At 57.7% G+C, this 25,847-nt stretch carries 24 protein-coding genes; 9 read left to right on the top strand and 15 right to left on the bottom strand.

What is annotated here, in order from left to right; translation table 11 throughout:
• The 13 genes from Q1J88_RS08725 to Q1J88_RS08665 all read right to left on the bottom strand — a co-directional run.
• Positions 1-1,393 (bottom strand): Rieske 2Fe-2S domain-containing protein (locus Q1J88_RS08725; RefSeq protein WP_301117245.1); only part of this gene is annotated, 1,393 nt, incomplete at its 3' end.
• Positions 1,394-1,415: 22 nt separating this feature from the next.
• A complete protein-coding gene (locus Q1J88_RS08720; protein ID WP_301117244.1) occupies positions 1,416-1,949 on the bottom strand; it encodes an aromatic-ring-hydroxylating dioxygenase subunit beta in 534 nt (177 codons plus the stop codon).
• A gap of 102 nt (positions 1,950-2,051) precedes the next feature.
• Positions 2,052-3,191, bottom strand: a complete 1,140-nt coding sequence (locus Q1J88_RS08715) for a VWA domain-containing protein (RefSeq protein ID WP_301117243.1) — start codon at positions 3,189-3,191, stop codon at positions 2,052-2,054.
• 11 nt (positions 3,192-3,202) lie between these two features.
• Complete coding sequence (locus Q1J88_RS08710; protein WP_301117242.1) at positions 3,203-4,093, bottom strand: MoxR family ATPase; 891 nt, start codon at positions 4,091-4,093, stop codon at positions 3,203-3,205.
• A 19-nt stretch (positions 4,094-4,112) separates the two neighbouring features.
• Positions 4,113-4,736: an SRPBCC family protein gene (locus Q1J88_RS08705; protein ID WP_301117241.1), complete on the bottom strand. Its 624-nt coding sequence runs from the start codon at positions 4,734-4,736 to the stop codon at positions 4,113-4,115.
• A gap of 69 nt (positions 4,737-4,805) precedes the next feature.
• Entirely contained in the window at positions 4,806-6,953 is a 2,148-nt protein-coding gene (locus Q1J88_RS08700; protein WP_301117239.1) for a xanthine dehydrogenase family protein molybdopterin-binding subunit, read from the bottom strand.
• Complete coding sequence (locus Q1J88_RS08695) at positions 6,953-7,459, bottom strand: (2Fe-2S)-binding protein (RefSeq protein WP_301117237.1); 507 nt, start codon at positions 7,457-7,459, stop codon at positions 6,953-6,955. Before Q1J88_RS08695 ends, Q1J88_RS08700 begins: the two co-directional genes overlap by 1 nt.
• Before the next feature lie 2 nt (positions 7,460-7,461).
• The gene (locus Q1J88_RS08690; RefSeq protein ID WP_301117236.1) at positions 7,462-8,313 is read right to left on the bottom strand and encodes a xanthine dehydrogenase family protein subunit M; all 852 of its coding nucleotides are present in this window, start codon (positions 8,311-8,313) and stop codon (positions 7,462-7,464) included.
• 339 nt (positions 8,314-8,652) lie between these two features.
• On the bottom strand, positions 8,653-9,105 hold the full coding sequence (locus Q1J88_RS08685; RefSeq protein ID WP_301117235.1) for a MaoC family dehydratase: 453 nt from the start codon (positions 9,103-9,105) through the stop codon (positions 8,653-8,655).
• A 20-nt stretch (positions 9,106-9,125) separates the two neighbouring features.
• The gene (gene boxA / locus Q1J88_RS08680) at positions 9,126-10,403 is read right to left on the bottom strand and encodes a benzoyl-CoA 2,3-epoxidase subunit BoxA (protein WP_301117234.1); all 1,278 of its coding nucleotides are present in this window, start codon (positions 10,401-10,403) and stop codon (positions 9,126-9,128) included.
• A gap of 123 nt (positions 10,404-10,526) precedes the next feature.
• Positions 10,527-11,954, bottom strand: a complete 1,428-nt coding sequence (boxB, locus tag Q1J88_RS08675) for a benzoyl-CoA 2,3-epoxidase subunit BoxB (protein WP_301117233.1) — start codon at positions 11,952-11,954, stop codon at positions 10,527-10,529.
• 34 nt (positions 11,955-11,988) lie between these two features.
• Complete coding sequence (gene boxC, locus Q1J88_RS08670) at positions 11,989-13,671, bottom strand: 2,3-epoxybenzoyl-CoA dihydrolase (protein ID WP_301117232.1); 1,683 nt, start codon at positions 13,669-13,671, stop codon at positions 11,989-11,991.
• A gap of 111 nt (positions 13,672-13,782) precedes the next feature.
• On the bottom strand, positions 13,783-14,715 hold the full coding sequence (locus tag Q1J88_RS08665; RefSeq protein WP_301117231.1) for a helix-turn-helix transcriptional regulator: 933 nt from the start codon (positions 14,713-14,715) through the stop codon (positions 13,783-13,785).
• 150 nt (positions 14,716-14,865) lie between these two features.
• On the opposite strand from Q1J88_RS08665, the gene Q1J88_RS08660 reads away from it, so the two are divergent.
• The 9 genes from Q1J88_RS08660 (at position 14,866) to Q1J88_RS08620 (ending at position 24,084) form a co-directional block, all read left to right on the top strand.
• A complete protein-coding gene (locus Q1J88_RS08660) occupies positions 14,866-15,336 on the top strand; it encodes a DUF4863 family protein (RefSeq protein ID WP_301117230.1) in 471 nt (156 codons plus the stop codon).
• A gap of 118 nt (positions 15,337-15,454) precedes the next feature.
• Positions 15,455-16,993, top strand: a complete 1,539-nt coding sequence (locus Q1J88_RS08655; RefSeq protein WP_301117228.1) for a 3,4-dehydroadipyl-CoA semialdehyde dehydrogenase — start codon at positions 15,455-15,457, stop codon at positions 16,991-16,993.
• Positions 16,994-17,076: 83 nt separating this feature from the next.
• Positions 17,077-18,630 (top strand): benzoate-CoA ligase family protein, encoded by a 1,554-nt coding sequence (locus tag Q1J88_RS08650; RefSeq protein WP_301117227.1) that lies wholly within the window; start codon positions 17,077-17,079, stop codon positions 18,628-18,630.
• Position 18,631: 1 nt separating this feature from the next.
• On the top strand, positions 18,632-19,444 hold the full coding sequence (locus Q1J88_RS08645) for an alpha/beta hydrolase (RefSeq protein WP_301117226.1): 813 nt from the start codon (positions 18,632-18,634) through the stop codon (positions 19,442-19,444).
• 57 nt (positions 19,445-19,501) lie between these two features.
• A complete protein-coding gene (locus Q1J88_RS08640) occupies positions 19,502-20,659 on the top strand; it encodes an ABC transporter substrate-binding protein (RefSeq protein ID WP_301117225.1) in 1,158 nt (385 codons plus the stop codon).
• Between the two features lie 66 nt (positions 20,660-20,725).
• Complete coding sequence (locus Q1J88_RS08635; protein WP_301117224.1) at positions 20,726-21,604, top strand: branched-chain amino acid ABC transporter permease; 879 nt, start codon at positions 20,726-20,728, stop codon at positions 21,602-21,604.
• 17 nt (positions 21,605-21,621) lie between these two features.
• Positions 21,622-22,620, top strand: a complete 999-nt coding sequence (locus tag Q1J88_RS08630) for a branched-chain amino acid ABC transporter permease (protein WP_301117223.1) — start codon at positions 21,622-21,624, stop codon at positions 22,618-22,620.
• 10 nt (positions 22,621-22,630) lie between these two features.
• On the top strand, positions 22,631-23,377 hold the full coding sequence (locus Q1J88_RS08625) for an ABC transporter ATP-binding protein (protein ID WP_301117222.1): 747 nt from the start codon (positions 22,631-22,633) through the stop codon (positions 23,375-23,377).
• A complete protein-coding gene (locus Q1J88_RS08620) occupies positions 23,374-24,084 on the top strand; it encodes an ABC transporter ATP-binding protein (protein WP_301117221.1) in 711 nt (236 codons plus the stop codon). The genes Q1J88_RS08625 and Q1J88_RS08620 overlap by 4 nt, the downstream gene beginning before the upstream one ends.
• Positions 24,085-24,171: 87 nt before the next feature.
• On the opposite strand, the gene Q1J88_RS08615 is transcribed toward Q1J88_RS08620, so the two are convergent.
• Together Q1J88_RS08615 and Q1J88_RS08610 are read right to left on the bottom strand one after the other, a co-directional pair.
• On the bottom strand, positions 24,172-25,221 hold the full coding sequence (locus Q1J88_RS08615; RefSeq protein ID WP_301117220.1) for an L-threonylcarbamoyladenylate synthase: 1,050 nt from the start codon (positions 25,219-25,221) through the stop codon (positions 24,172-24,174).
• Positions 25,209-25,847, bottom strand: a 639-nt coding sequence (locus tag Q1J88_RS08610; protein ID WP_301117219.1) for an ATP-grasp domain-containing protein, incomplete at its 5' end; no start/stop codon positions are given. The genes Q1J88_RS08610 and Q1J88_RS08615, both read right to left, overlap by 13 nt.

Below are 25,847 nucleotides of genomic sequence, written 5' to 3'. Positions count from 1 at the left end.
CGGCGAACGTCAAGGGAGGAAACTCGCCTTCAGGAGCGCTCATCATCTGGCCGTAGAAACGGAACAGGTTTCTTTGCACCCCTTCTTCGAAGCGGCTCTTGTAGACAATTCCAGGCCCAGGCCAGCTGCCGTCTTCGACACGGGTGGCAATGCCCACATCGGGAAGTCCCATCTGATAGTTGAGATCCATCTGCAGCTTTTCGCCGGCAACCGAACGCCCGGCACGAGCGATGGTGATCCAGGGTTCGGTGTCATCAATCTCGAACGTGCCCCCCATCGAGAACGTGGCCAAACCAGACGCGTATGTGCGCTGCTTAAGTTCGGGACTCATGTTCTTGTAGCCAAGGAACCAGTTCCATGCCTCTACCCTGCCCGGCCCTTTGGGCTGCCAGCAGCGTATGGTCAGCATTCCGGTGGCCGGATGCTTTGACGGATCGTCTGTCGTCGGCAGCATCAGGATGGAAAAGTTCGGGAACACGTTGCCGACGAACACGCGGGACATGCGTGCGGCGTCTAGCTGATGCTGCGAGATACGCGATGTGTCGAAGGTCTTGGACAGTTCTTCGGGGAAGCCGAAGAAGCGCGGACCGGGCTCTTCTTCGCTGGCCGCCATCGAGAACGAGATCGAGTGACCGGGCGAAGCCTGGATGTGATAGCCCTTCATGTTCTCGGCGAACGGAACAGGGAATGCACCGATCTCGATTGCAGAACGGTGAAGCGTTCCCAGGTGGTAGTCGTCGCCCGAGAAGTTATCAGCGCCCGATTTCCAGTCGGCATCGATCACGAAGCGCTGGGGAGGAGCAAGAACCTCGACGCCGTGTTCGTTAAGCCCGAATACAAGATCCAGGTACCAGGCCATATCGCCCAGATACTCTTTGAGCGGGGGTGTTTTTTCGTCGAGCGTGGCGAATATCAGACCCTGGTAGGTATCTACCTGAACTGCAGAAAGGAGCCCGTTCTTGTCCTTGTCCATATCGCCGTATGCACTGCGCCAAAGAGGCGCCCCGGTAAGGCGGCCCTTGATATCGTATGTCCAGCCGTGGTACGGGCAAACAAAGCCCTTTGTGTTTCCGGCGCTGGCACGGGCAACCTTCACGCCTCGGTGACGACAGGCATCAAACATGACATTGATGCCGCCTTCCTGATCGCGCGAAACGATGAAGTCGTCTTCACCAATCTTTCGAACGACGTAGTCTCCGGCGTTCGGGATCTCGGATTCATGAGCCATGAATACCCAGCAGCGACCAAAGATCTGGCGCAACTCACGTTCGTAAACCGAGGCATTGCCATACAGCCCGACCGGGACTTCGCCCCGGTCGATACCGTTGTTCAGCCGTTCGAGGAGCGTATCAACCTCGCTGGAGGCACAGGATTTGGATGTAGTGTTTGACATGTTGCACTCTCCTTCGTAGCGCTCAGAAAATGATGGCCAAGTTATGTGAAGCGATGGCTGTTGTATCGAGGTAGACCACACGTTTTGCCAACAGGAAACCATCGCCTGCTTCCTGCAGGACATCGTGGCGTTCGCCAGAAAAGATCTGTGGCGTGGTTTCGTCCTGACGAGAGCGATACAGGAGCAGATTGGAACGCACTTCGACGCGGCCGTCGCGAAGCTGGCCGACCCGGATGTTGGTAATGAAGTGGCGGGTACGCGATTGTGGATCTTCGGCCCAGGAATAGCCGGTTTCCGCCTGGGCAAGCTTGCTGTTGAGCGAACCCCAGCTTTCAACCAGGTGATATGCACCCGGAACAAAACCTTTGCCCTCGCCGCGCCCGACAGTCTGACGCAAGGGCACCTGGTATTCGACCTCTTTGCTGACCAGGTTGTTCAGCCAGTCGCGCTCTCGCTGATCGTCCAGCAATTCGGCTTCGACCATCAACCAATCAGTTACCTTCTGGCGAAGTGACGACTCTGCAAACGTGCCTATCGCACTCATCGCTTTGCTCATGTCCTAAGACTCCTTTAGTGTTTTTGCCAACCCCAATGAACTCAATTTTGCATACAAATTTGTGCACAAAGTATTGGGGTTAATACTCATTTAGGGGAAACACTAAGAGCCCGGGAACACGCGACTCTTCTGGCGAACACTGGAGTCGCTCAGTTGATGAATGATTTCGGCCACTTTACGAAACTCGTACAACGACGCGCCACCCAGGAACTGGTCGATGTGGGGCAAGGCCGCCCGCATTCCGGCTGCAGTGGGTTCGAAGCCCGCACTGGATTTATGCGGATTGATCCAGACGACCCGGTGCGCTACCCGCCGCAGTCGAGCCATCTGAGCGCCCAGGACTGCGGCTTCGCCACTTTCCCAGCCGTCCGAGGCAATGATGACGACTGCCTGGCGAACCATTCGATGCTGGCCCCATTCGTCGAGAAATTGCTTGATACTTTGGCCCAAACGCGTGCCACCCTGCCAATCGCGAATAGATTCAGCCACCTGGACCCGCGCCACGTCCGGCGACATGCGCTTGAGATTGTGTGTCAATCGCGTCAGGCGTGTACCCATGGCGAATACCTCGGCTGCTTCGGGCATTGATGTCACCAGGCCGTAGCCAAATAAAGTGAGTGAATCGCCATAGTCTCGCATCGAACCGCTTATGTCGAACAGCAAAACACAACGCCTGGGTTTGTGGCGAGCCGTCACGTAGTGGAAATCACCCACCTCCCCCAGCGAGCGCAGCCAGGCGCGCGCGGTGCGCGCAGCGTGCAGTTCGCCCCTGCGCGCCGCTTGATGACGGTGAGAACGGCGCAAAGGGGGTCGCACCCGCAAAGCGGCGATCATGGAAAGGACCATGTCACGCTGCCTCGTATCGAGGGTTGAAAAATCTGCGTGGCTCAAACGCTCAAACTCAGCCGCCTGGGCTATCAGACGGTCTTCGCTATGGGCTGCATCGTCTTCTGAATCCGCCGCAGCCAGCGACGTCCCTGGCTCTTCATTTTGCTCTGGATGTGGATTGGGGGTTTTGTCCTGAACCACGCCGTCGAAGTAACGTGAGAAACAGTCGTCGTAGACCAAGACATCTTTCTCGCTTCGACAAAGCCCAAGGCGACCTGCCCAATAAATTTCGTGACGTCCCGGGTCACCCAGCTTCGCCAGGGCGCGAAAAAAAACCTCGATGTCTGCCGCGCGTACATGCTTGAACGTCGTACGCAGCTGATCCAGAAAGTTCAGGACATATGAGGCCTGCATGGCTAAGCCACCTATCGTGTTAGCGCGGGTAAATCGAGCGACGCATAATCGTCGCGTCTGACTTGCACCTGATCCTCATGATATTTCAAGATTGTTCCCAAGGTAGCATCGAGTGCATCTTTGTCGAGGCGTTCGCTTCCCAGGGCCTGTAGCGCTGCTCCCCAATCCAGCGTCTCTGCAATACCCGGCGCCTTGGCCAGCTCGAGGGCCCGCAATCGTTGAACGACCGACACCAGATCCTGCGCGAGACTTTCTTGCAGACCCGGCAGCTTGCGCTCGAGGATGGCCATTTCGTGGTCACGAGTCGGGTGCTCCATCCAGTGAAACAGGCAGCGACGCTTGAGAGCCTCGTGTACTTCGCGTGTGCGATTGGATGTCAGGAATACCAGCGGCGGTACCTTGGGCCGTATGGTGCCGTATTCGGGAATAGTGATGCTGAAGTCGGAAAGGGCTTCGAGCAGATAGGCTTCGAATTCGTCGTCTGCGCGATCAATTTCATCTATCAGCAAAACCACCGGACTTTCACGAAACGCCCTGAGGATGGGTCGGGCGACAAGAAATTGCTCGTCGTACAACGCATTGTGGCGTGAAGACTGCGTGTCGTTATCTTGCCCCGCACGCACAAACAGAAGTTGTCGACGGAAGTCCCAGTCGTAGATTGCTTGCGTGACGTCAATACCCTCATAGCACTGAAGACGTATCAGCGGCAGATCAAAAGCACGCGCGACCGCAAACGCTAACGCTGTTTTGCCAACCCCGGGTTCGCCTTCCAGATATAAGGGCCGGTTCAGGCTTGCCCCTAGAAAACACGCAATGGCGGCGCCATCCGCACTGATGTAATCGACTTCCTCGAGCTTTGCGGCAAGGTGTTGTGGCGACTGAAAAAGCTGCTTGTAAAACATGCGGTCTCACTATGAGTAGTCAGGCGACGAAACGCCAGATTCCATATCCGATGCAGGCCGCAACCATGACAATAATGGCCGCACGAGCCAGCACCGGCTTCCAGGTCAGGCCCACCAGGTCGAGCGCTTCATTGTCTGCCCGGACCGGAGCCGGATCAGGCCTGACGGCAGCGGGTTCAGTTGCAGACGCCACTTGAGTTTCTGCGGCAATACGGGCACTGAGCCGCTTTGCAAATTCATCCATCAGGCGCTTTCCTACCGACTGGATGACCCCCGAGCCAAGCTGCGCCGCCCTGCCACTTACTGCATAGTCGCTGTCTACCGTGATTTCGGAGCCGCTGCCCTGCGGTACCACGGAAAACTTGATGGTCGCCTTGGCATTGCCGGCACCCTTGAGCTCGTTCGCGGCAGCTTCCAGCAACGCCCGACGCTGGGTATCGTCGCGCTCGAGGAAACGAATATGCCCATTGAAGATCATATCGATGGGGCCGAGCTTGACCTTCATCTTCCCTTTATACCCCTTGTCATCCTGACCATCGAGAGAGGCCCCTGGCATGCAGGGGGTAATGCTGGGGATATCGTTCAAGACAGCCCACGCCCGGTCAGGGGCAACGTCAAGAGTAAACACATAGTTGATATTCATAAGCCAGATCTTTAAAGCAGTTGGCCGCCACCATCATGGCGGCGGCGAGAAACGTGAGTTCGAGCAGGTTTACCCGCCGTACATTGCCTGGTACAGGCGTTCCGGCGTAATCGGGGCCGTCTCGATAGATACCCCCAGATGGGCGATGGCATCGTTGACCGCAGAAAAAACGGCTGCGGGCGCGGAAATCATTGCAGATTCACCCATACCCTTGATGCCGCCCGGAACCAGGGGAGAAGGTGTCTCAAGGTGTTCAATCTTGATGTCCGGCACATCCTGAGCGGTCGGCATCAGATAATCCATAAAGGTCGTGGTCAAGAGCTGACCATTTTCATCATGGACGATTTCTTCGAGAAGAGCCATGCCAATGGCCTGCGCCATACCGCCACGCATCTGGCCTTCTACGATCATGGGATTGATCATCTTTCCGCAGTCTTCCACAGCATAGAAGTCAACGACCCTTACACGACAGGTTTCGGGGTCGACCTCGACCACAGCGACGTGGCCCCCGTTGGCCAGGACAAGGTCGGAAGGATCGTAGTTGGCTGTTGCCTCAAGCGTCGCGTCAAACCCGGCCGGGTGGGTTTCCTCGGCAAAATAGGCCGCGCCGGCTACCTCTGCAAACGCCATTCCCTTGGCGGGTACGCCTGCCACATGTACCTTCCCGCCATCCAGCACGATGTCGTCCGGGGACGTTTCGAACAAATTGGCCGCCAGCTGCTTCATGCGTTCGCGAACAATGGATGCGGCCCTGCCAATTGAACCCGCCCCAACCACGGCACCCCGGCTGGCATATGTACCGAACCCATAGACTCCGGTCACTTCATTGAACACGCTGACGCCCAGACCCAGATACTTGCCTCTGGCCCGTGCTTCTTCTTGGCGTGCGCGGAAAGCGTCGTAACCCACCATTTTTTCGAGGGTATCGATAGTTTCCAGGAAGCTTCCCTCGCGCATGGTCATTCCCATGCGATTTGTGTAGGGAAACTCTTCCGGGCGCACCACGTTACGGCGACGAATCTCGAAAGGCGATATTCCCAGTTGGCGTGCCGCCTTGTCGATCAGTGTTTCGCGGGCAAGCTGGGGTGCACTGAAACCCACTCCGCGGTAGGCACCGATGGCTACCTTGTTCGTGGCGACGTTTACGCTTTCGTCACGGACCTTCGGGACCTTGTACACGCCCAGCACCACTGCGTTGCCCACATGAGACTCAACCAGCGAGGTCCAGGGCAAGTTGTTATATGCGCCGCTATCGGTGACGGCACGCGTTTCCAATGCCTGGAACCGGCCCTCGGCATCAAACGCCAGACGCATGTCGATGTGCTGTTGCTTGGCATGAGTGGCGGCCAGAAAATTATGCTGCCGGTCTTCGATCCAGCGCACCGGCTCGCCCAGTTGGCGCGCCAGCAAGCACACAAGAATTTCTTCGGGATGCAGATGCGCCTTCTGACCAAACCCTCCACCGACATCAGGAGTGATGACCTCAACCTGATGTTCGGCAAACCCCGCGAACATGGCTATCATGGTACGAATGAATGAGGGCATCTGGGTTGCCGTCCAGAGCGTGAGCTTCTCGGTCGTCCAATCGTATTGCGCCAGGGCGCCGCGGGTCTCCATGGGAGCCGCCGACACGCGCGAACAACGGAAGTTTCCCTCTACGGTGCATGCGCTGGACGCGAACACGGAGTCAACGTCGTCGTTGAAGCGGGCACTACGGTAAATGACGTTGCTGGACAGCGTGTCGTTGGCCAGATCGCTTGATTCAAGAGCCTGCTCCACATTTGCTATGGCCGGCAGCTCTTCGTACTCGACCATGATCTCGGCAAGCGCATCTTCAGCGACATGAATGCTCGTCGCAACAACGACGGCTACCGCTTCTCCGACATAGCGAACCACTCCTTGAGCCAGTACCGGCTGGATGGTCGCCTGGAATGCAGGGTCTGCGTGTCGTGTAGGGATGCCGATAGTCAAAGGAGCGGTATCTTCACCCGTCCAGATGAGTTCAACACCCGGTATGGCGGCAGCCTGGCTGGTGTCAATCGAAACGATACGCGCATGCGCAAACGGACTGCGCAAAATGGCCACGTGCCGCATATTGGGCAGCTGGATGTCGGCAATGTACTTGCCACGACCGGTCAGCAACTTCGCATCTTCTCGACGCAATACTGAAGTACCCGTAGCCTTGGGCACAAATTCGGCGACTTCGTGCTTTTTCATTACAGCTCCCCTTTCGCTGCAGCTTCAAGAACGGCAGGATCAACTATGGCGTCAACAATGTTTTCGTATCCGGTGCATCGACACAGGTTGCCCGAAAGCACTTCCCGCACCTCGTCGCGAGTCGGCTCAGGATTACGACGCAGGAAGGTCAGCGCCGTGTTCAGGAATCCGGCGGTACAGAAGCCGCATTGCAAAGCGTGATGCCGGTGGAATGAGTCTTGAAGCACTCCCAGCGAAGGCCCCTTGACCAGATCCTCTACCGTGCTGATCTCGCGACCATCGGCCTGGACGGCCAGCATCAGGCAAGAGCGCATTGGCGTACCGTCGACGAGTATCGTGCACGATCCGCAGATACCCTGTTCGCAACCGACCTTCGTTCCGGTCAGGCCAAGCTCATCGCGCAGTGCATCGGCCAGATGCACGCGGGGTTCGACGCGAAACCTGCGGTTACGGCCATTGATGGTCGCACTGACTTCCATCGTGTCTTTTTGTTCGGTCCCGACCATGTTTATTCTCCTTTTGATGCGCGCAAGATGGCACGTTTCATGGCGGCTCGCGCCTGATGCTTTCTCAAATCTTCGCTACCGTGAATGTCCGAACGGACTGAAAGGCCTTGCAGCGCTATGCCTGCGGCCTCTTCGGCAACGGACTCATCGATGGCCTTGCCTGTCAGGAACTGCACCGCCTCGCTGCACACCGTAGGTCTTTCGCACAATGCAGCCATGACAAGCCGGGCCTGGGTACAGCGGCCCTGATCCATCTTGAGACCTGCAAAGGCCATGGCCAGGGCGAAGTCACCCTTGCGACGGACAATCTCTTCAAATGCCCAGAGGTATGGCGTGAAGGGAATCTGAATATGAGTGAGGATCTCACCCGGCTCAAGAGCTGTGGTGTAGTGCCCAAGCAGGAATTCCTCGGCCGGCAGCACACGCGAGCCGCTCTGCCCGGCGATATGCATCCTGGCCTGCAGCGCAATCATCAAGGCGGGCATTTCTGCCGCTGCGTCTGAATGACAGACACTGCCGCCGACCGTGCCGCGACTGCGCACAGCCTCGTGGGCAACGTGCTCGACAACCTTGGGAATGATCGGCATGCATTCGGCAACGGTTGGGTCGGTCAGGTTACGAACGTGTGTAACCATCGCACCCAGCACCAAAGAATCGACATCCTTGCGAATGACTTCGAGCTCGGAGACTCCCGACAGATCTATCAGTTGGGAAGGGTACGCCAGCCGAAAAGCCAACAGGGGCAGAAGACTCTGCCCACCGGCAATGACCCGGGCACTGTCATCTTCGGCCAGGATTTGAGTGACCTCTGCCAGGGACGCCGGCTTTGCATATGAAAACGAGGGGAATTTCATTGTTTTCCTCACTTGGACTTGATCGGCGGCACGCTTGAATCACAGCGTCTTCAACTGTCTCCGCCCGTTATTTTCAACTTTGCATGCAAAATTGAATTCAAATAAGTATGGATGAGGAACGTGATGAAATCTGTCAGTAGAATCCCCTATTTCGTGGTCGATTACCAGATAGTGCCACCGGTCACTTGCCGCAACCATCTGCCAAACAGCCGGGCTTCCCGCTCATCACTGGCCTGAACTGCGGGGCAAAAAAAAGCGCCCGGAGGCGCTAAGCGTTACTGCAACGTTTTTTGTTGGTTATTACTGGTGACCAGCCGTCGGTTGGGCAAGCTGGCGCATCTACTGTCTAAACTGGCTTTCGCCCAGGTCAAACAGGCTGGTGACTTCCATTTCGAGCACCTGCTCGTCGCGCTGGTTATACAAGCGCCACGTCCATCGCACGATACCCAGATCTTCACGCGAGGACGACACCCTGACGGAATCCACAGTGATTTCAAGCCGTAAGGCGTCGTTTGGTCGTACCGGAAGTATCCACCGGACCCGCTCAACGCCAGGCGAACCAAACGACTCGGAATCGTACAGCACTTTCTCGACCACCATGCGCATGGCCAGGCCGCAAGTTTGCCATCCACTGGCGATGAGGCCGCCCCAGCGGCCTTCCTTGGCTTTTACCGGATCGGTATGGAACCACTGGGGGTCGTAGAGCCTTGCATAGTCGAGCATCTCTTGCTCTGTAATGACCACGGGCCCGTGGTTGATGACCATGCCATTACGAAACTCATTAAATTTCATGTTTCCATCCAGAAAACTGGTCAATAAGTCTCGAAATGCAGCCTCCCTTGAGACTTGAGCTGCGCATGAACTTCCGACCAGTTGCGCCCTGCTCCCTCTACGACATCCTTAAGGGCTTCAAGTACGCCGGTTTCCATTCCCTTGAGGCCACAAACGAAGATGCAGGTGTTGGTGTCATCGATAAGCTCAAGGACATCAGCACCCCGTTCGCGGATCAGGTCCTGCACATATTTCTTGGGTTTGTCTGCGGCTCGCGACAACGCCAAGTTGATATCGATAAAGTCTTTGGGCAAGTTCATGAGCGGGCCGAAGTACGGCAATTCTCGCTCGGTGCGTGCGCCAAAAAAGAGCATAAGCTTACCATTAAAGGCCCTGTCCTTGGTAAGGCGGCGGCAGCGTTCCGTCATGGCGCGCATCGGGGCGGAACCGGTTCCCGTGCAGATCATGATCAGATTGGAATGTGGCAGATTCGGCATAAGGAAGGTGTTGCCGAAGGGGCCGATCACGCGCACCTTGTCCCCCTTCTGCAGATCACACAAGTAATTCGAAGCCACTCCGCGCACAGGGTTGCCGTCGTAATCGCTCGTGACACGCTTGACCGTCAGCGACAGGTTGTTGTAGCCCGGCCGTTCGCCGTCACGCGGGCTGGCGATGGAATATTGGCGGGCGTGATAAGGGCGGCCGTTTTCATCGGTTCCGGGAGGGAACACGGCAATGGACTGACCCTCGAGCACAGGAAACGGCAGTTCGCCAAAATCCAGCACGATGTGATGAATGGCGTTATCGGTTTCCGCATCGGTCAGTCGATAGTTACCGGCGACGGTGGCGGTGGCGACGTTCTTGTGCGTATAGAGATTGACGTAAGGATGAGCGGCAGACCACGGAGGGATGCTCGCGCCTGAACCCGTTGAAGGCACACCTTCAAGCTCGGATGTCACGTCTTCAACCGCCTCGGTGGCGGCTTCGGCACCGGCCGCAGCGCCGTTGGCATTCGCAGGGGCCTCGACGGTATCGGCGGGAAGTTCCTGCTCGGCCGGCAGCTCTGACCAGCTGAACTGATCCTCAAGCGAATAGGCCTCGGTTGCTACAACACGCAGCCAATTGTCGATGGCACCTGTCGGACAGGGAGGTACGCAAGCCATGCAGCTGTTGCATATGTCGACGTCCACGACATAGTTATTGGAATCGTGGGTAATGGCATCGATCGGGCAGGTCTCTTCGCACGTATTGCAACGAATGCAGATCTCTGGATCGATCAGGTGTTGTTTGATAACGCGATTTTGGGTTTCGACTGTCATTCTAGGTCTCCGTATCGCCAGAGTCGCCACTGCAGGCAGGCCCGACCATTGGAAGGACCACCGGGCCCGGCCCACACTGCGCCGGACCCGGTGGACACCCTGTATCAACAGGGCAAAGCATCGTTAATTAAAGCGCACATACTCGAAGTTGATCGGCTGGCGGTTGATGCCCATCACCGGAGGTGCGATCCAGTTGGCAAACTTGCCCGGTTCGACGACTCGACCCATAAGCGAAGCCACGTACTCACGATCTTCTGCAGTGGGCAGCCACTCGTGTTCGTGGTTCTTCCACTGCTCTTCGGTCAGCACCTGACCCTCGGGAGACACACGAATACCGGCCAGCGTGCCAATCTTGCGGTTGAAAGCCTTGTGCGGCACGGTCAGGCGGAAGTTGATGCCTTGCTTTTCGAGGACCTTGTTCCAGCGACCGACGCCGGCGACGGTGTCCTTGATGAAGTCGTCGCGCAAAACTTCGTTCAGTGCGTTGAGCATCGGAACCTCGACTTCGCGAAGTTCGCCATTGTGTACTTCGAGAACGCGGTAGGTGTCGTTCTTGAGCTGGTGATCGTCCGTGCGCTTGCCTTCTTCGTAACGACCCTTAAGGCCAGAGCTATAGAAGATTGCAGCGTTGGAGGACTGGTCTGCACCGAACAGGTCGATCGTGACGCTGTAGTGGAAATTGATGTAGCGCTGGATAGTCGGCAAATCAATCACGCCGGCCTTGCGCAAGGCTTCAGGGTCTTCGGTCTTGAGCTCGTTCATGACCTGTGCGGTACGTTGCAGCACCCGCGAGACACCCGACTCACCCACGAACATGTGGTGAGCTTCTTCGGTAAGCATGAACTTGGTCGTACGCGCCAGCGGATCGAAGCTGGACTCGGACAAGGCACTGAGCTGGAACTTGCCGTCGCGATCAGTGAAGTAGGTGAACATGTAGAAGGCGAGCCAATCGGGGGTCTTCTCGTTGAAGGCGCCAAGAATTCGGGGACTGTCTTCGCTGCCCGAGTTGCGCTGCAACAGCGCGTCGGCCTCTTCACGACCGTCGCGTCCGAAGTAGCGATGCAGCAGGTAAACCATGGCCCACAGGTGACGACCTTCTTCGACGTTGACCTGGAACAGGTTGCGCAGGTCGTACAGCGACGGAGCGGTCAGGCCAAGGTGTCGTTGCTGCTCTACCGAAGCGGGTTCGGTATCGCCTTGGGTGACGATGATGCGGCGCAGGTTGGCGCGATGCTCGCCCGGCGCTTCTTGCCAGACGTCTTCACCAATATGCTCGCCAAAGTGGATCTTGCGTTGACCGTCTTGCGGCGTCAGGAAAATTCCCCAGCGGTACTCGGGCATCTTGACATAGTCGAAGTGAGCCCAGCCATCAGGCTGCACGCTGACTGCAGTACGCAGATAGACATCCATGTTCTGGGAGGCTTCAGGGCCCATGTCCTGCCACCACTGCAGATAGTTGGGCTGCCAGTGTTCAAGCGCGCGCTGAAGCGTACGGTCGCTGGACAGGTTGACGTTGTTGGGAATCTTCTCGGAATAGTTGATACCAGACATGTCTTGCTCCTTAATAGCTCTGTTTATCGCGCGCTTATACGCGGTTCCAATCAAAGTTGGCCTTTTCGCCCTTGCCATACAGACTGAGCGCGCCCTTCTCGCCCGATGCATTGGGACGGTAGAAGATCCAGTTCTGCCAGGCGCTGAGGCGGCCGAAAATGCGGGTTTCCATGGTTTCGCCAGGACCGAAGCGCAGGTTGGCTTCAAGGCCGGTGAGGGAATCTGGCGACAATGCACTGCGCTCTTCAAGAGCCAGACGTATTTCATCGTCCCAATCCAGGCTGTCCAGGGCGTACGTGATCAAGCCGAGCTCTTCAGCCTCTTGCGGGGAAATCCGCTTGCCGATGGTGGCTTTCACGGCACTGATCGCCGGCTCTTCGTCGTAAAAGCGACGTTGGATCCGGTATTGGTTGCTGACCATGGGATAAACACCGAAGTTCAACGCATTGACAGCGATTTCAGCGCCGTTTTCTGCATCCGGGTCGTCGAGCATATAGCTGCGGTCGCATGCCAGTGCCAGTTCAAGCAAGGTGCCGGCGAAGCAGGAACCCGGCTCGATAAGCGCGAACAGCGAGCGAGAGCTGACGTCGAGGCGTGCCAGTGTGCGACGCAGCATGCCACGGGTTTCACGCACGAACCAGTGGTCGGCGAATTGTTCCAACGTAGCGTCAGCTTCCAGCACTTTGGCGATATCGCCTTGTGTACGGAACACCCAGGTTCCGATATCGAGCTCGTTGGTGCGCAACTGAAGAATGGCATCGTCAAGCTCGCGGGCCATTTGCAGCGGCCACCACGTAGCACCAGCGGCCACAATGGCGTCGACATCGGCAGGAACGTTCTCGGGACCGCGCACCACCAGGTTTGCGATACGCTTCTGGCGGTCGATCTGAACGTCGACATACTTGTACGACAGGCTGTCGGCGCCGTCGGTGCGCTCAACGGGCGTGAGTTCAATGCCCTTCGCATCGGCGGGGCGATCGCTTTTTGCCGCGAGTTCAGCAGCACGTTGACGAACCCCCTCGGCAAACTGGGCAGGCTTGATTACGTCGTCGACCAGGCGCCAATCCTTGGCGCGCTGACCGCGGACACCTTCAACCAGGGTGCAGAAAATATCAGCGCGATCGTGACGCACCTTGCGTTTGTCGGTTACGCGGGTCAGACCGCCGGTACCCGGCAAAACACCCAGCAGGGGTACTTCGGGAAGTGATACGGCCGACGAGCGGTCGTCGACAAGCAGGATTTCGTCGCAGGCCAGTGCAAGCTCGTAACCCCCACCGGCACAGGCACCGTTAAGAGCCGCTACGAACTTGAGGCCGCTATGACGGCTGGAGTCTTCGATACCGTTACGGGTCTCGTTGGTGAATTTGCAAAAGTTGACTTTCCAGGAATGGGAAGACAGACCGAGCATGAAAATGTTGGCGCCCGAGCAGAAAATCCGGTCCTTTCCGCTGGTGACAACTACCGTACGGACTTCAGGATGTTCGAAACGGATGCGTTGCAGGGCATCGTGCAGTTCGATGTCCACACCCAGGTCGTAGGAATTGAGCTTGAGCTTGTAGCCCGGACGCAGACCACCGTCTTCGGCCACGTCCATGGTCAGCGTCGCAATCTCGCCGTCGAAATCCAGTTTCCAATGTTTGTACTGGCTGGGGTCGGTACGGAAGTCGACTCGGCTGGCGGCGGCCTGTTCGACCGCGGGGTTGGCGACTTGATTCATCAATATCTCCTGATTATTAGAAGCCCGAACAATAGTGCATATTCGAAAGGTGCATGCATAATAATGCAAGCTACACTACCCGTCAATAAAAATATGCATAAAAATGCATCATCAGGCTGCCTGCCTGGGCATGCCCGCTACTTCTCGAATATGGTTGCGCAAAATGTTGAAGGATTCTTCCAGTGACTGATTACTGGTCGAGCAGATGAAGTCGGCCTTTGAATAGAAGGCTTCGCGACTGGCCAGGATACGCTTGAGGTCGGCCATGGCTTCGTTGTTGCCTGCCATGGGACGAAAATCGCCCTGCGCCATTACCCGGGCCATATGGTCTTCGGGAGTGGCCTTGACCCACACGCTATAACAGTGCGAAAGCATCAGGTTCATGGTGGAAGGCTCGGATACCAGTCCGCCCGGCGTGGCCAATACCATGTCGGGGTAAAGCTGCAACGCCTCTTCGAGGGCGCGGCGCTCGTAGCGCCGGTAGGCAGTGGCGCCATACAGACTGTGAATTTCAAGAATGCCACAGCCTGCAACGCGTTCAATTTCAGAGCTTAACTCTATGAAAGGATAGCCGATATCGGCCGCCAGCATGCGACCTAAAGTTGACTTGCCCGCCCCGCGCAAGCCGATCAGGGCAATTTGACGCAGGCGATTGCGCGGCGGCATGGCCGGACGCCCTTCAAACAGCTCGGACAGAGCCTGGCGGGCCAGTTGAAGATCATTTTCGCTCCGACCCTCCAGAAGCTCGCGAATCAGCAGCCACTCTGGAGAGGAAGTCGTGAAATCGCCTATCAGCTCGGCCAGCGCGCAATTAAATGCATTCGCAATACTTTGAAGAACGAGAATGGAGACATTGCCCACCCCGTGCTCGAGATTCGCCAGATGCCGTTCGGATACCGAGGCGGCCCGGGCGAGTTCCTTGCGTGTCATGCCTCGCCGCGCGCGAAGCCGGCGAACTCTTTCACCCAGCGCCACCAGGAAGACATCACGCACTGTCTCCGATTCGGTCTGTTCGACCTTTTTATCTTGTGCTTTATTCTTCACCCAGAAAAACCCTAAGAAAGCCGTTGATATGCATTATAGTGCTTGACATCACAGAAGAAAAGGCATAATTTTCAGCCTGACAAGCACATCGGGTGCCGGCCACCTTCCAGATATCAACTGCCGGGCACCTGATCCAAGAAGGATGCATCAATGAGCAACATCGAGACATTTCAGGGGCTTATCCGACAGGTAACAGATTTTATCGGCGCCAAGGCGCTCGACAAGTCCCTTCAGGATCAACTGAACCAACAGTTTCCCTACGAAGGCGAGACCTGTCAGCGCATTGTCGAGATCTGCAAAAGCGCGGCACAACAGGGCTGGATGTGCCAATATGAAGCCGGCGGCGTGCGCTACGGCCGGGTCATCAAGCCACACGCCGACATGCATGGCTATTCGGTAGACGTCGTTGATATGGAAGATCTTGCGGGCCCTCACCATCGGCACCCCAATGGCGAGATCGATCTCATCATGCCAATTTCCCAAGACGCGCTTTTTGACGGCCATCCCCAAGGCTGGCTGGTTTACGGTCCTGATACGGCGCACAGCCCTACTGTCACACAAGGACGCGCCATGGTTCTATATCTGCTTCCCGAAGGCAAGATCGAATTCACCAGGCAATAAGCCGGGCCCGGCCGGCACCTGGTGCCCGCCGACCTCGATGGCCGTCCGTAGCGGCCCGCTGCACAGAGCTTCGTCGCCACGGGCTTCGTGCACCCGTCCACCACCAAACTGGATATCTATGAAGAAACTCGCTAATTATGTTCAGGGCCGCTGGCAAGAAGGCACCGGCGAAGGCACGACCTTGTACGACCCCGTTCTGGGAACGCCCCTGGTCAAGGTCTGCGCAAAGGGTGTCGACATGGCTGCCGCGTATGACCATGCCCGAACGCAGGCCGGACCCGCATTGCGTCGCTACACCTACGCCGAACGCGCGGGCTTGCTCGCCCAGGTGGCACAGGTCCTGCAGGCCAGCCGCGACAAATACTACGACATATCGCTACAAAACTCGGGCACAGTCAAAAATGACACTGCAGTAGACGTCGAGGGCAGCATCTACACCCTGGGCTATTACGCAAAACTGGGATCCAGGCTTGTAGACGGCCAAGTGCATCTGGATGGCGACAGCACTTCGCTGGCCAAGGACAATGCCTTCGCCAGCCAACATATCGAAGTGCCCGTGCGCGGTGTCGCCCTGCTGATCAACGCCTTCAACTTTCCGGCCTGGGGACTCTGGGAAAAAGCCGCGCCCGCGCTACTTTCCGGAGTACCGGTTGTGGTCAAGCCCGCCACTGCAACGGCTTGGCTGACTCACGAAATGGTCAAGGATGTCATCGAAGCCGGCATCCTGCCCGAAGGAAGCATCAGCATCGTTTGCGGTCGCCCCGAAGGCCTGCTTGACGCTTTGAATGGCCTGGACCTGGTCTCGTTCACGGGCTCGGCCGAAACTGCCGCCACCCTGCGCCAACATCCTCGCATTCAACACGACGGCGTCCGGTTCAACGCCGAAACCGACAGCGTCAATTGCGCTTTGCTCGATCCCGAAGCCACCGGCAGCGACCTTCTGGTTCGCGAGGTGGTGCGCGAACTCACCATCAAATCCGGACAGAAATGCACCGCCATCCGGCGCATATTCGTGCCCGAAGCCAGCTATGACGCCGTCGCGAAGGGTATCTGCGAGAAGCTGCAGGGGATCACGGTTGGCGACCCTCGCAACGAGTCAGTACGTATGGGAAGCCTGGTCAGTCAAACTCAAAAGAAGGCGGTGACAGAAGGGATCGAACTGCTCGCCAAACATTGCGACGTTCTGTTTGACGGCCGTACGCAAACCAGCATGCAGGTTGACGGAAACGATCACGCCTGTGTCGCCCCCATGCTTTTTGGCACTCGCGACCCTGACAATCTTGCCCTGGTCCACGAAACCGAAGTGTTCGGCCCTGTTGCCACCATCATGCCGTACCGCGATATCGAACACGCCTACGAACTGGCACGTCGCGGAATGGGCTCGCTGGTGGCATCGGTATACGGAGAAGACACCGACTTTCTCGCCCAGGCCGCAGTGCGACTCGCCGAAAGCCACGGACGGGTGCACGTCATCAATAGTGCGGTAGCCAAGGTTCAGACTGGACACGGCAATGCCATGCCGCAGTCCAACCACGGCGGACCGGGCCGCGCCGGCGGTGGTCAGGAGCTGGGCGGCCTTCGTGCGTTGGCGTTCTATCACCGACTGGCTGCCGTTCAGGCGGCGCCAGAGGTGCTCGCGCGCCTCGCGGCTCAGTAGCAAAACCCTTAAACATTCATAAAAGATCTGAATCCGTATTTCCCGGGGCCAGCGGGCCCCGACAGCAAGACCTGGAGACAACCATGCACGCCTGCCCCGCAGAACTCAACTTCGCCCAACATATTGCCGAGATCAACGCAAGTCGCGCCGGCAAGACTGCATACATAGACAGCCAGGGCGAACTGTCCTATGGGGAACTGGCGACGCGGGTGGCCAAATTCGCCGGACTGCTGAAAGAGCTGGATATCCGTCGTGAAGAGCGCATCCTGCTTTCCATGCACGACATCAACGACTGGCCGGTGGTTTTCCTGGGCGCCCTTCATGCCGGCGTGGTGCCTGTGGCGGTCAACACCTTGCTGACCGCCGCCGATTATTCCTACATGATGGAGCATAGCCGTTGCCAGGCCGTCTTCATTTCGCCGCAATTGCTTCCTGCCATCGAAGAAGCCATGGGCAGCGCGCAGCACGAAGTCAAACATGTGGTCGTTGCCCGTCCAGAAGGCGCGCTTGCTGCCGGTTACATCGACCTCAACAGCCGGCTGGAGCAGGCGCCGGCAGTGCCCGCCATCAAGACCAAAGCCGACGAGATTGCCTTTTGGCTTTATTCATCCGGATCAACGGGTCAACCAAAAGGCGTCGTTCACAGCCACGCAAATCTCTGGTACACGGCCGAACTCTATGGCAAGCCCATCCTGGGGGTCCGCGAAGACGATATCGTGTTCTCGGCCGCCAAGCTCTTTTTCGCCTATGGCCTGGGCAACGGACTGACCTTTCCCCTATCCGTTGGCGCCACCGTCGTACTGATGGACGAGCGGCCGACGCCCGCCGCCGTTTACAAGCGTCTGGTCGAAAACAAGCCAACTGTGTTCTGTGGCGTGCCCACGCTGTACGCCAGCATGCTGGCCTACGAGAACATCCCCGCAAGACAGGATGTGGCCATACGTGTTTGCGCGTCGGCCGGCGAAGCCCTGCCCAGCGAACTGGGCACGCGCTTCACCCAGCATTTCGGGTGTCAGATTCTGGATGGCATCGGCTCAACCGAAATGCTCCATATCTTCCTGTCCAATCGCCAGGACGACCTGCGCTATGGCACAACCGGAAAGCCGGTGCCGGGTTACGAGGTCGAACTGCGCGATGACGAAGGGAAACCGGTACCGCGCGGAACCATCGGAGACCTGTACATCAAAGGCCCAAGTTCTGCCCTGATGTACTGGAACAACCGCCAGAAAACCTGCACCACGTTCCTGGGTGAATGGACCAAGAGCGGCGACAAGTATGTGTGTGACGAAGACGGCTACTACACCTACTCGGGTCGTAGCGACGACATGATCAAGGTCAGCGGCCAGTATGTGTCGCCGATTGAAGTCGAGAATGTGCTGATCCAGCACACTGCTGTTCTCGAAGCTGCCGTCATTGGCGCATCAGACGGGCAAGGCCTGATCAAGACGACGGCATTCGTCGTACTGCGCGCCGGCAATACATCGTCTGAGGCCATTCGGCAGGAACTGCAGACGTTTGTCAAAGAACATCTCGCACCATTCAAGTATCCACGCACCATTCACTTTGTCGACGAACTGCCCAAGACGGCCACCGGCAAGATTCAGCGCTTCCGCTTGCGCGAGCAGGAGAACCGCTGACATGAACACTATGATTCCCGCTCAGGAATCCGGACTGGTTTCCATCAAGGCACTGGATCGCGAGATACAGATCGAATACTCGCTGATCTCGCCCCATAAACAGGACGCAGACCTGATCGTCTTCCTGCACGAGGGCCTGGGTTCGGCGTCGATGTGGAAAGACTGGCCGGCCCAACTGTGCGAGGCTGCCGGATGCCGTGGCCTGGTCTTCTCGCGCTACGGATATGGCTCGAGCACACCGCGCCCCCATGACGAAAAATGGCCCATTGACTACATGCAGGACCAGGCTCGCGAAGCACTGCCCGCCTTATTTGAAGCGCTTGGCATGCAAGACGAAAAGCCCATTCTGTTGGGACACAGCGATGGCGGCTCGATTGCTTTGCTGTACGCCGCCATGTACCCGGATGCCGTTCGCGCCATTATTGTGGCTGCACCGCATATCTTCGTCGAAGACATTTCTGTCGAGAATATCGAGCGGGCTCGCGAAGCCTACCTTAATACCGACCTGCCCCAGCGCCTTGCCCGGTACCACGATGATCCTGACTCTGCGTTCTGGGGATGGAACGATGTGTGGCTGAATCCCGAGTTCCGCCACTGGAACATCGAGTCGTACCTGAACAAGATCAAGTGCCCCATTCTTGCCATACAGGGCGTCGACGACGAATACGGAACACTCGAGCAAATTCAAGGGATTAAACGGATTGCAACACATGCAAAGCTCTGTATCATTGAGCGCTGCCGCCATTCTCCCCACAAAGACCAACCTGAAACAGTCATCAACGAGGCCGTGAAGTTCATTCACGGCCTTGTCTGAAACGCGCCCTTTTGCGCACCACTGCAGTCACTTTTTCATAATAAACAGGAGTAGGCAATGAAAAAAGTACTTACCCGCACCGCCTTGGCGACAGTGCTGGCATTCAGCGCAGGCACTGCCTTCGCAACCGTCAAGGTTGGCTTCATGCTGCCGTACAGCGGCACGTATGCCAAGCTGGGCGAAGCCATCGAAAATGGCTTCAAACTGTACGTTCAGGAACAAGGCGGCAAACTTGCCGGGCAGGAAGTCCAGTACTTCAAGGTCGACGACGAATCCAACCCGTCAAAAGGTCCGGAGAACGCCAACCGCCTGATCAAGCGCGACCAGGTCGACATTCTGATAGGTACTGTGCACTCCGGTGTTGCCATGGCACTGGCCAAGGCCGCTAACGATTCCGACACAACCCTGATCATTCCCAACGCCGGTGCTGACGCCATTACCGGCCCTCTTTGCAGCAAGAACGTTTTCCGTTCCTCGTTCTCAAACTGGCAACCGGGCTACGCCATGGGTTCGGTCGCTGCCGAGCAGGGTCACAAGACTGCAGTCACCATTTCCTGGAACTACGCCGCCGGTAAAGAATCTACCGACGGTTTCAAGGAATCCTTCGAAAAGGCCGGTGGCAAGGTCGTCAAACATCTGACACTGCCCTTCCCCAACGTCGAATTCCAGCCGCTGCTGACCGAAATCGCATCGATCAAGCCTGACGCCGTCTACACCTTCTTTGCAGGTGGCGGCGCTGTCAAGTTCACCCAGGACTATGCTGCTGCAGGCCTGAAAGATTCGATTCCTTTGCTGGCCGCAGGCTTCCTGACCGACGGCACGCTTGAAGCACAAGGCGCTTCCGCCCAAGGCCTGCTGACTACGCTGCACTATGCAGACGGTCTTGATACGCCTCGCGACAACGCTTTCCGCGAGAATTACAAAAAGAACTTCCCCCAGCTTCCGCCTGATGTCTATGCCGTTCAGGGCTATGACGCTGCCCAGATGCTCGACGCCGGCCTGAAGGCCGTCAACGGCGACGTCAGCAAAAAAGACGCCATGCGCGAAGCCATTCGCAATGCCAGGATCGACAGCCCACGTGGCGAGTTCACGCTGTCGAAGGCCGGTAACCCTGTTCAGGACATGTATCTGCGCAAGGTCGAAGGCGACGTCAATAAAGTTGTAAAGGTCGCCGTCGAAAAACTGGCTGACCCAGCCCGCGGCTGCAAGCTGTAATCCGCGTGCATCCGGCATGCGCAATGTTGCGCGTGCCGGATGTTCCGTCGACTCAAAGGAATTCTCGTGGACCCGGCCATCTTCCTGATCCAGTGTCTTAACGCCGTGCAGTACGGCTTGTTGCTATTTCTGGTCGCCAGCGGCCTGACTCTTATTTTCGGCATCATGGGCATCATCAATCTTGCCCATGGAAGCTTTTACATGATCGGGGCCTACATGGCCTTTGCCCTGCAACCGCTTGTGGCTCAATACCTCGGCAGCGGCTTTGTCGTTACCGTGCTGGTCTGTGTGCTCCTGGCCACCCTGCTCGGGTATTTCCTCGAATGGGCTTTTTACAGTTATCTGTACACGCGCGAACACCTTCAGCAAGTGCTCATGACTTACGGGCTCATTCTGGTGTTCGAAGAGCTTCGCAGCATTCTCGTGGGCAACGACGTACACGGTGTCCCTGTTCCGTCGTGGCTGGCCGGTTCGGTCCAGCTGGGCGACGTGATGACATATCCCGTATATCGCCTGTTCATTTCGGCGATGTGCATCCTGGTTGCACTACTGATGGTCTGGGTTCTGACACGCACCCGCCTGGGCATGATGATTCGTGCCGGTGCCAGCAACCGCGAAATGATCAATTCCCTGGGTATCGACATCAATCGATTGTTCCGTATCGTATTTGCCATCGGCGTGGCGCTGGCGGCTTTTGCCGGGGCCATCGCGGCTCCCGTGTCCTCGGTCTATCCGGGAATGGGTAACGCAGTCATCATCATTTGCTTCGTCGTGGTGGTAATTGGCGGCATCGGGTCGATAAAGGGTGCCTTTCTGGCCGCCATGCTGGTGGGCTTTGTCGACACATTCGGGCAAGTGTTCTTCCCGGCTGCAGCCGGCGTCATGGTGTACTTGCTGATGGCCGCCATCCTGTTGTTCAAGCCCGAAGGGCTCTTTAAACATTAATCAAGGCTGATCCACGCATGCGTTTCGTTCTTCGTGCCATTTTGTTCCTGGTGCTGCTGGCGGTGGTGTTGTCCTTGCCCTCGTTCGCGTCCACCTATTATCTGAGCCTGATCATCAAGATCATGATCTACGCTCTGTTCGCGCTAAGCCTTCAGCTGCTGGTCGGGTGCACCGGCCTGGTCAGCCTTGGCCATTCGGCCTTCTTCGGCATAGCCGCATATTTCGTGACACTGCTGTCGCCTGAATCCGGTGCCGGAAACATGCTTTGGCTCCTGCCGGGTGCCGTGCTGGCCGCCATGGTCTATGCGGCCATTACCGGAGCGCTGGCATTACGCACCAAGGGCGTTTATTTCATCATGGTCACGCTGGCCTTTGCACAAATGGCCTACTACGTGTTCCATGACACGGCCCTTGGCGGTGGAACCGACGGCATCTATCTGTATTTCCGTCCCGAAATTCGGCTGGGTGACTGGGTCATACTCAATATCGACGACCAGTTCGTGTTCTACGTATTTACCTTGGCCTGCATGCTGCTGACCTGGTTGTTCCTGGCACTGTTGATGCGTTCGCGCTTCGGTGCCGCCCTGACCGGCATCCGTGTCAACGAGCAGCGCATGCGCGCCGCGGGGTTCTCTACCTTCAAGTACAAACTCACTGCCTACATCATCGGATGTGGTCTGGCGGGTATCGCAGGGTTCCTGTACGCGGTCAAGGACGGCTACGTCAACCCTGAACTTCTTGCCTGGGAACAGTCCGGCCTGGTGCTGCTGATGGTTATTCTGGGTGGCATGGGCCGCCTGTGGGGAGCCGTGCTGGGCGCCATCGCACTGACCCTGCTGCAAGAGCTGTTTCAGTCGCACGCACTGTTCGGCGAATTCGCCAGCCGCTGGCACCTGACTTTCGGCCTTGCCATCATTGCCCTGGTAGCCGTCTTGCCTCAGGGTCTGGCGGGTCTTCCCGAACAACTACGAAACCGCCGCCGCGCCAGGTCCATCACGCCGGCCTCGGCTCAGTAAAGGCAGCACCATGACGCAAATTTTATTATCGGCCAAGAACATTACGCGCCGCTTTGGCGGCCTGACGGCCATTGACAATGTGTCGCTTGAACTCAAGCGCGGTGCCGTGCATGCGGTCATCGGTACCAACGGCGCTGGCAAATCCACCCTGGTCAGTGTGCTTTCGGGCGAGCTTGCGCCCAATGAAGGCACCATATTCATGAACCAGGAAAACATCACGAACTGGCCTCAGCCTCGTCGCGCGCGTGCGGGTATGGGTCGCAGTTACCAGCGCACCACCATTTTCCCTTCGCTGACCGTACACGAAAACTGCCGCCTGACCGCTCAGGCCAATCACCAGCATTTCTGGAGCTGGTCGCCGTCCAATCGCTGCAAAGAAAGCAATGAGGCAGCCGACCGCGCACTCGAGCTGGCCGGTTTATCTGCATTCAGCAACCAGGTCGCGGGCCTGCTCTCGCACGGCGGCAAGCGCCAGCTCGAGATAGCCATGAGCCTGGCCACTCACCCCACGGTGCTTTTGCTGGATGAGCCCCTTGCCGGCATGGGCTCCGAAGAAACCGATCGTATGCTCAATTTGCTCGACTCCCTCAAGTCAGAACACGCCATCCTATTGGTTGAACACGACATGGACGCAGTATTCCGGATTTCCGACGAGATCACGGTCATGGTCAATGGCTCGGTCATCGCCCACGGCGACCCAGCCAGCATCAAGGCCGATCCGCAGGTACAAACTGCTTATCTCGGAGAAGAAGAATGAGCACACTCATCGAAGCGTCCGGTCTGCACACCTATTACGGGGCCAGCCATATTCTGCAAGGCGTCGACATCCGCATCGACGCGGGCGAGTCCATTGGACTACTGGGCCGTAACGGCATGGGCAAGACCACCCTGATCCGTACCGTCATGGGTCACCTGCCCGCGGCGCAAGGCAAGATTGTCATCCGTGGCAAGGACAATACCCGCGCGCAACCCCATCAGGTAGCCCGGCAGGGGGTCGCTTACGTGCCCGAAGGGCGTGGCATTTTCCCTAACCTCGATGTTCGCGAGAACCTGCTGGTGGCCGCTCGCCCGGGATTCAATGGCCGCAACGACTGGACCTACGAACGGGTACTTGAAACTTTTCCGCGGCTTTCCGAACGTCTTGGGCACGGGGGCCAGCAACTTTCCGGCGGCGAGCAACAAATGCTGGCGATCGGGCGGGCCCTGATGACCAACCCCGATGTCCTGATTCTTGACGAGGCCACCGAAGGTCTGGCTCCGCTCATCATCGCAGAAATCTGGCGCATCATTGAAGCCATTCGTGAAACAGGTGTGGCTACGCTTATAGTCGACCGCAATTATCGAAAGGTACTGGCCCATACTGATCGCTGCGTGGTCCTGGAAAAAGGTCGGGTTGTCGAGCAGCGTGACAGCGCCACCCTGGCAAGCCAGAGCGATCTTCTTACCAGGTATCTGGGCGTATGAAAGGTCGGGCGTCGCGGATGCACGCCCGCGCGAACGGGCCTCTATGCGTGCACATGGAAAACCCCGAACTTGTTTTGCGCCCGAGACTTATTTGCTGAATGCCGCGGCGGCGCGACCCAGGCGATCATTGATGGCACGCCAGGCCGCTGAGCTTGGCGGCTGCTCAAACACCAAACGACGGTAACCGCCCCTGTCCAGTTGTCGAAGCAAGGCGTAAAGTTTGCGCGCATACGCCTTGGGGTCGCTGTCAATCAGCACCCACTCCACGCCGGGCAGAACAGGATTTTCAACGGCATCGAACACCACACAAGCGATCGGCAGTTGATCCTGGGGCAGTTGTGCGACCCATTGCAGTATTTCGGCTTGCGGCAAGACGAACAAGGGCGTGCGCGGCGCATAGTGCGCCTTGAGCGATCCTGACACTCGGGGTGCACCGGTTTTGTTTTCAGACGCTTGCTGGTCTGCCCCCTGACGCTTCAATCCAAACAGACTTTCAGGTTCTGTGCCAAGCACACGCGAAAGATCATCTGCAGTGATATGACCGGGGCGCAGTATCATCGGCCCAACGCCCTCTTCCAGGCGCGAAAGATCGACTATTGTTGATTCAATGCCCACTTCTGATGCGCCCCCCTCCAGAACAAGTAACTCCTCGTCGCCAAGCTCGACGAACTCGGCGCGCACATGATCAGCCTGGGTGGGCGAAACCTGACCAAACTTGTTTGCGGACGGCGCAGCCACGCCGGCATTGCCGCCCTTCAATTGTGAGAACGCCTCCAGCAGGTCCTGGGCAACGGGATGCGAGGGGCACCGCAGCCCGATGGTGTCCTGCCCTCCGGCGACCGCAGCCGGGACGCGGTCAGCCCGCGGCAATATCAAAGTTAGCGGACCAGGCCAGAATGCATCAATCAGACGGCGAGCCTGAACAGGGACATGCGACGCCCAGTATTCAAGATTGGCCCCATCAGCCACATGAACAATGACCGGGTGATCAGAGGGTCGCCCCTTGGCTGCGTAGATCCGCGCAATGGCCGCTTCGTTCTCGGCATCGGCACCCAGCCCATACACCGTCTCGGTAGGAAACGCGACAAGCCGGCCGTCAGCCAGGCGTTGAGCAGCCTCCCGTATCAGATCGTCCATCTGATTCCCAACGCATCTGCCACCTGGCGGGCGCGGCTCCGGACCTCGGACAGGGTGCTTCCCAACACAGTGACGTGACCCATCTTGCGACCCTTCCTGGCGTCTGATTTGCCATATAGATGCAGCTTTGCGCCGGGCACCTGCAACACGCGCGACCAATCCGGCTCTCGCAGTTCGTCTTGCGAATCAAACCACACGTCACCCAGGATGTTGACCATGACGCTGGGGCACAGGCAAGAAGGGTCACCGAGAGGTTGCCCGGCCATTACGCGAGCCTGCTGGTCGAACTGGCTGCTGATGCAGGCGTCAATACTGTAGTGACCGCTATTGTGCGGACGGGGTGCCATTTCGTTGGCTACCAGGCTGCCATCATCAAGCACAAAGAACTCGACGCACAACACGCCAACATAATTCAGTGCGTGAGCAATGTCCTTGGCCAGGCTTTGCGCGGTGGATTCGTAGCGGGACGCGTCTTGTGGCAATGAATCGACCAACGATACAGCAAGAATGCCGTCGCGATGTTCGTTCGTCGACGGACGATACGCCACTGCGTTCCCTTTGACGTCGCGCGCCACAACCACGGACACTTCGGATACCAATGGCACGAATGCCTCGAGCACACACGG

It is taken from the genome of Pusillimonas sp., assembly GCF_029263785.1.
GTDB lineage: Bacteria > Pseudomonadota > Gammaproteobacteria > Burkholderiales > Burkholderiaceae_B > Pusillimonas.
The sequence above is the reverse complement of the archived record's forward strand: the minus strand, read 5'-3'. Positions and strand labels throughout refer to the sequence as shown.

What these genes read in the sequence shown, in the direction of transcription:
- Q1J88_RS08640 (WP_301117225.1), top strand. Translation starts at nt 19,502, where the DNA reads ATGAAAAAAGTACTTACCCGCACCGCCTTGGCGACAGTGCTGGCATTC.
- Q1J88_RS08625 (WP_301117222.1), top strand. Translation starts at nt 22,631, where the DNA reads ATGACGCAAATTTTATTATCGGCCAAGAACATTACGCGCCGCTTTGGC.
- Q1J88_RS08645 (WP_301117226.1), top strand. Translation starts at nt 18,632, where the DNA reads ATGAACACTATGATTCCCGCTCAGGAATCCGGACTGGTTTCCATCAAG.
- Q1J88_RS08720 (WP_301117244.1), bottom strand. Translation starts at nt 1,949, where the DNA reads ATGAGCAAAGCGATGAGTGCGATAGGCACGTTTGCAGAGTCGTCACTT.
- Q1J88_RS08660 (WP_301117230.1), top strand. Translation starts at nt 14,866, where the DNA reads ATGAGCAACATCGAGACATTTCAGGGGCTTATCCGACAGGTAACAGAT.
- Q1J88_RS08690 (WP_301117236.1), bottom strand. Translation starts at nt 8,313, where the DNA reads ATGAAATTCCCCTCGTTTTCATATGCAAAGCCGGCGTCCCTGGCAGAG.
- Q1J88_RS08705 (WP_301117241.1), bottom strand. Translation starts at nt 4,736, where the DNA reads ATGAATATCAACTATGTGTTTACTCTTGACGTTGCCCCTGACCGGGCG.
- boxA (WP_301117234.1), bottom strand. Translation starts at nt 10,403, where the DNA reads ATGACAGTCGAAACCCAAAATCGCGTTATCAAACAACACCTGATCGAT.
- Q1J88_RS08695 (WP_301117237.1), bottom strand. Translation starts at nt 7,459, where the DNA reads ATGGTCGGGACCGAACAAAAAGACACGATGGAAGTCAGTGCGACCATC.
- boxC (WP_301117232.1), bottom strand. Translation starts at nt 13,671, where the DNA reads ATGAATCAAGTCGCCAACCCCGCGGTCGAACAGGCCGCCGCCAGCCGA.
- Q1J88_RS08655 (WP_301117228.1), top strand. Translation starts at nt 15,455, where the DNA reads ATGAAGAAACTCGCTAATTATGTTCAGGGCCGCTGGCAAGAAGGCACC.
- Q1J88_RS08620 (WP_301117221.1), top strand. Translation starts at nt 23,374, where the DNA reads ATGAGCACACTCATCGAAGCGTCCGGTCTGCACACCTATTACGGGGCC.
- Q1J88_RS08715 (WP_301117243.1), bottom strand. Translation starts at nt 3,191, where the DNA reads ATGCAGGCCTCATATGTCCTGAACTTTCTGGATCAGCTGCGTACGACG.
- Q1J88_RS08615 (WP_301117220.1), bottom strand. Translation starts at nt 25,221, where the DNA reads ATGGACGATCTGATACGGGAGGCTGCTCAACGCCTGGCTGACGGCCGG.
- Q1J88_RS08710 (WP_301117242.1), bottom strand. Translation starts at nt 4,093, where the DNA reads ATGTTTTACAAGCAGCTTTTTCAGTCGCCACAACACCTTGCCGCAAAG.
- Q1J88_RS08630 (WP_301117223.1), top strand. Translation starts at nt 21,622, where the DNA reads ATGCGTTTCGTTCTTCGTGCCATTTTGTTCCTGGTGCTGCTGGCGGTG.
- Q1J88_RS08685 (WP_301117235.1), bottom strand. Translation starts at nt 9,105, where the DNA reads ATGAAATTTAATGAGTTTCGTAATGGCATGGTCATCAACCACGGGCCC.
- Q1J88_RS08650 (WP_301117227.1), top strand. Translation starts at nt 17,077, where the DNA reads ATGCACGCCTGCCCCGCAGAACTCAACTTCGCCCAACATATTGCCGAG.
- Q1J88_RS08700 (WP_301117239.1), bottom strand. Translation starts at nt 6,953, where the DNA reads ATGAAAAAGCACGAAGTCGCCGAATTTGTGCCCAAGGCTACGGGTACT.
- boxB (WP_301117233.1), bottom strand. Translation starts at nt 11,954, where the DNA reads ATGTCTGGTATCAACTATTCCGAGAAGATTCCCAACAACGTCAACCTG.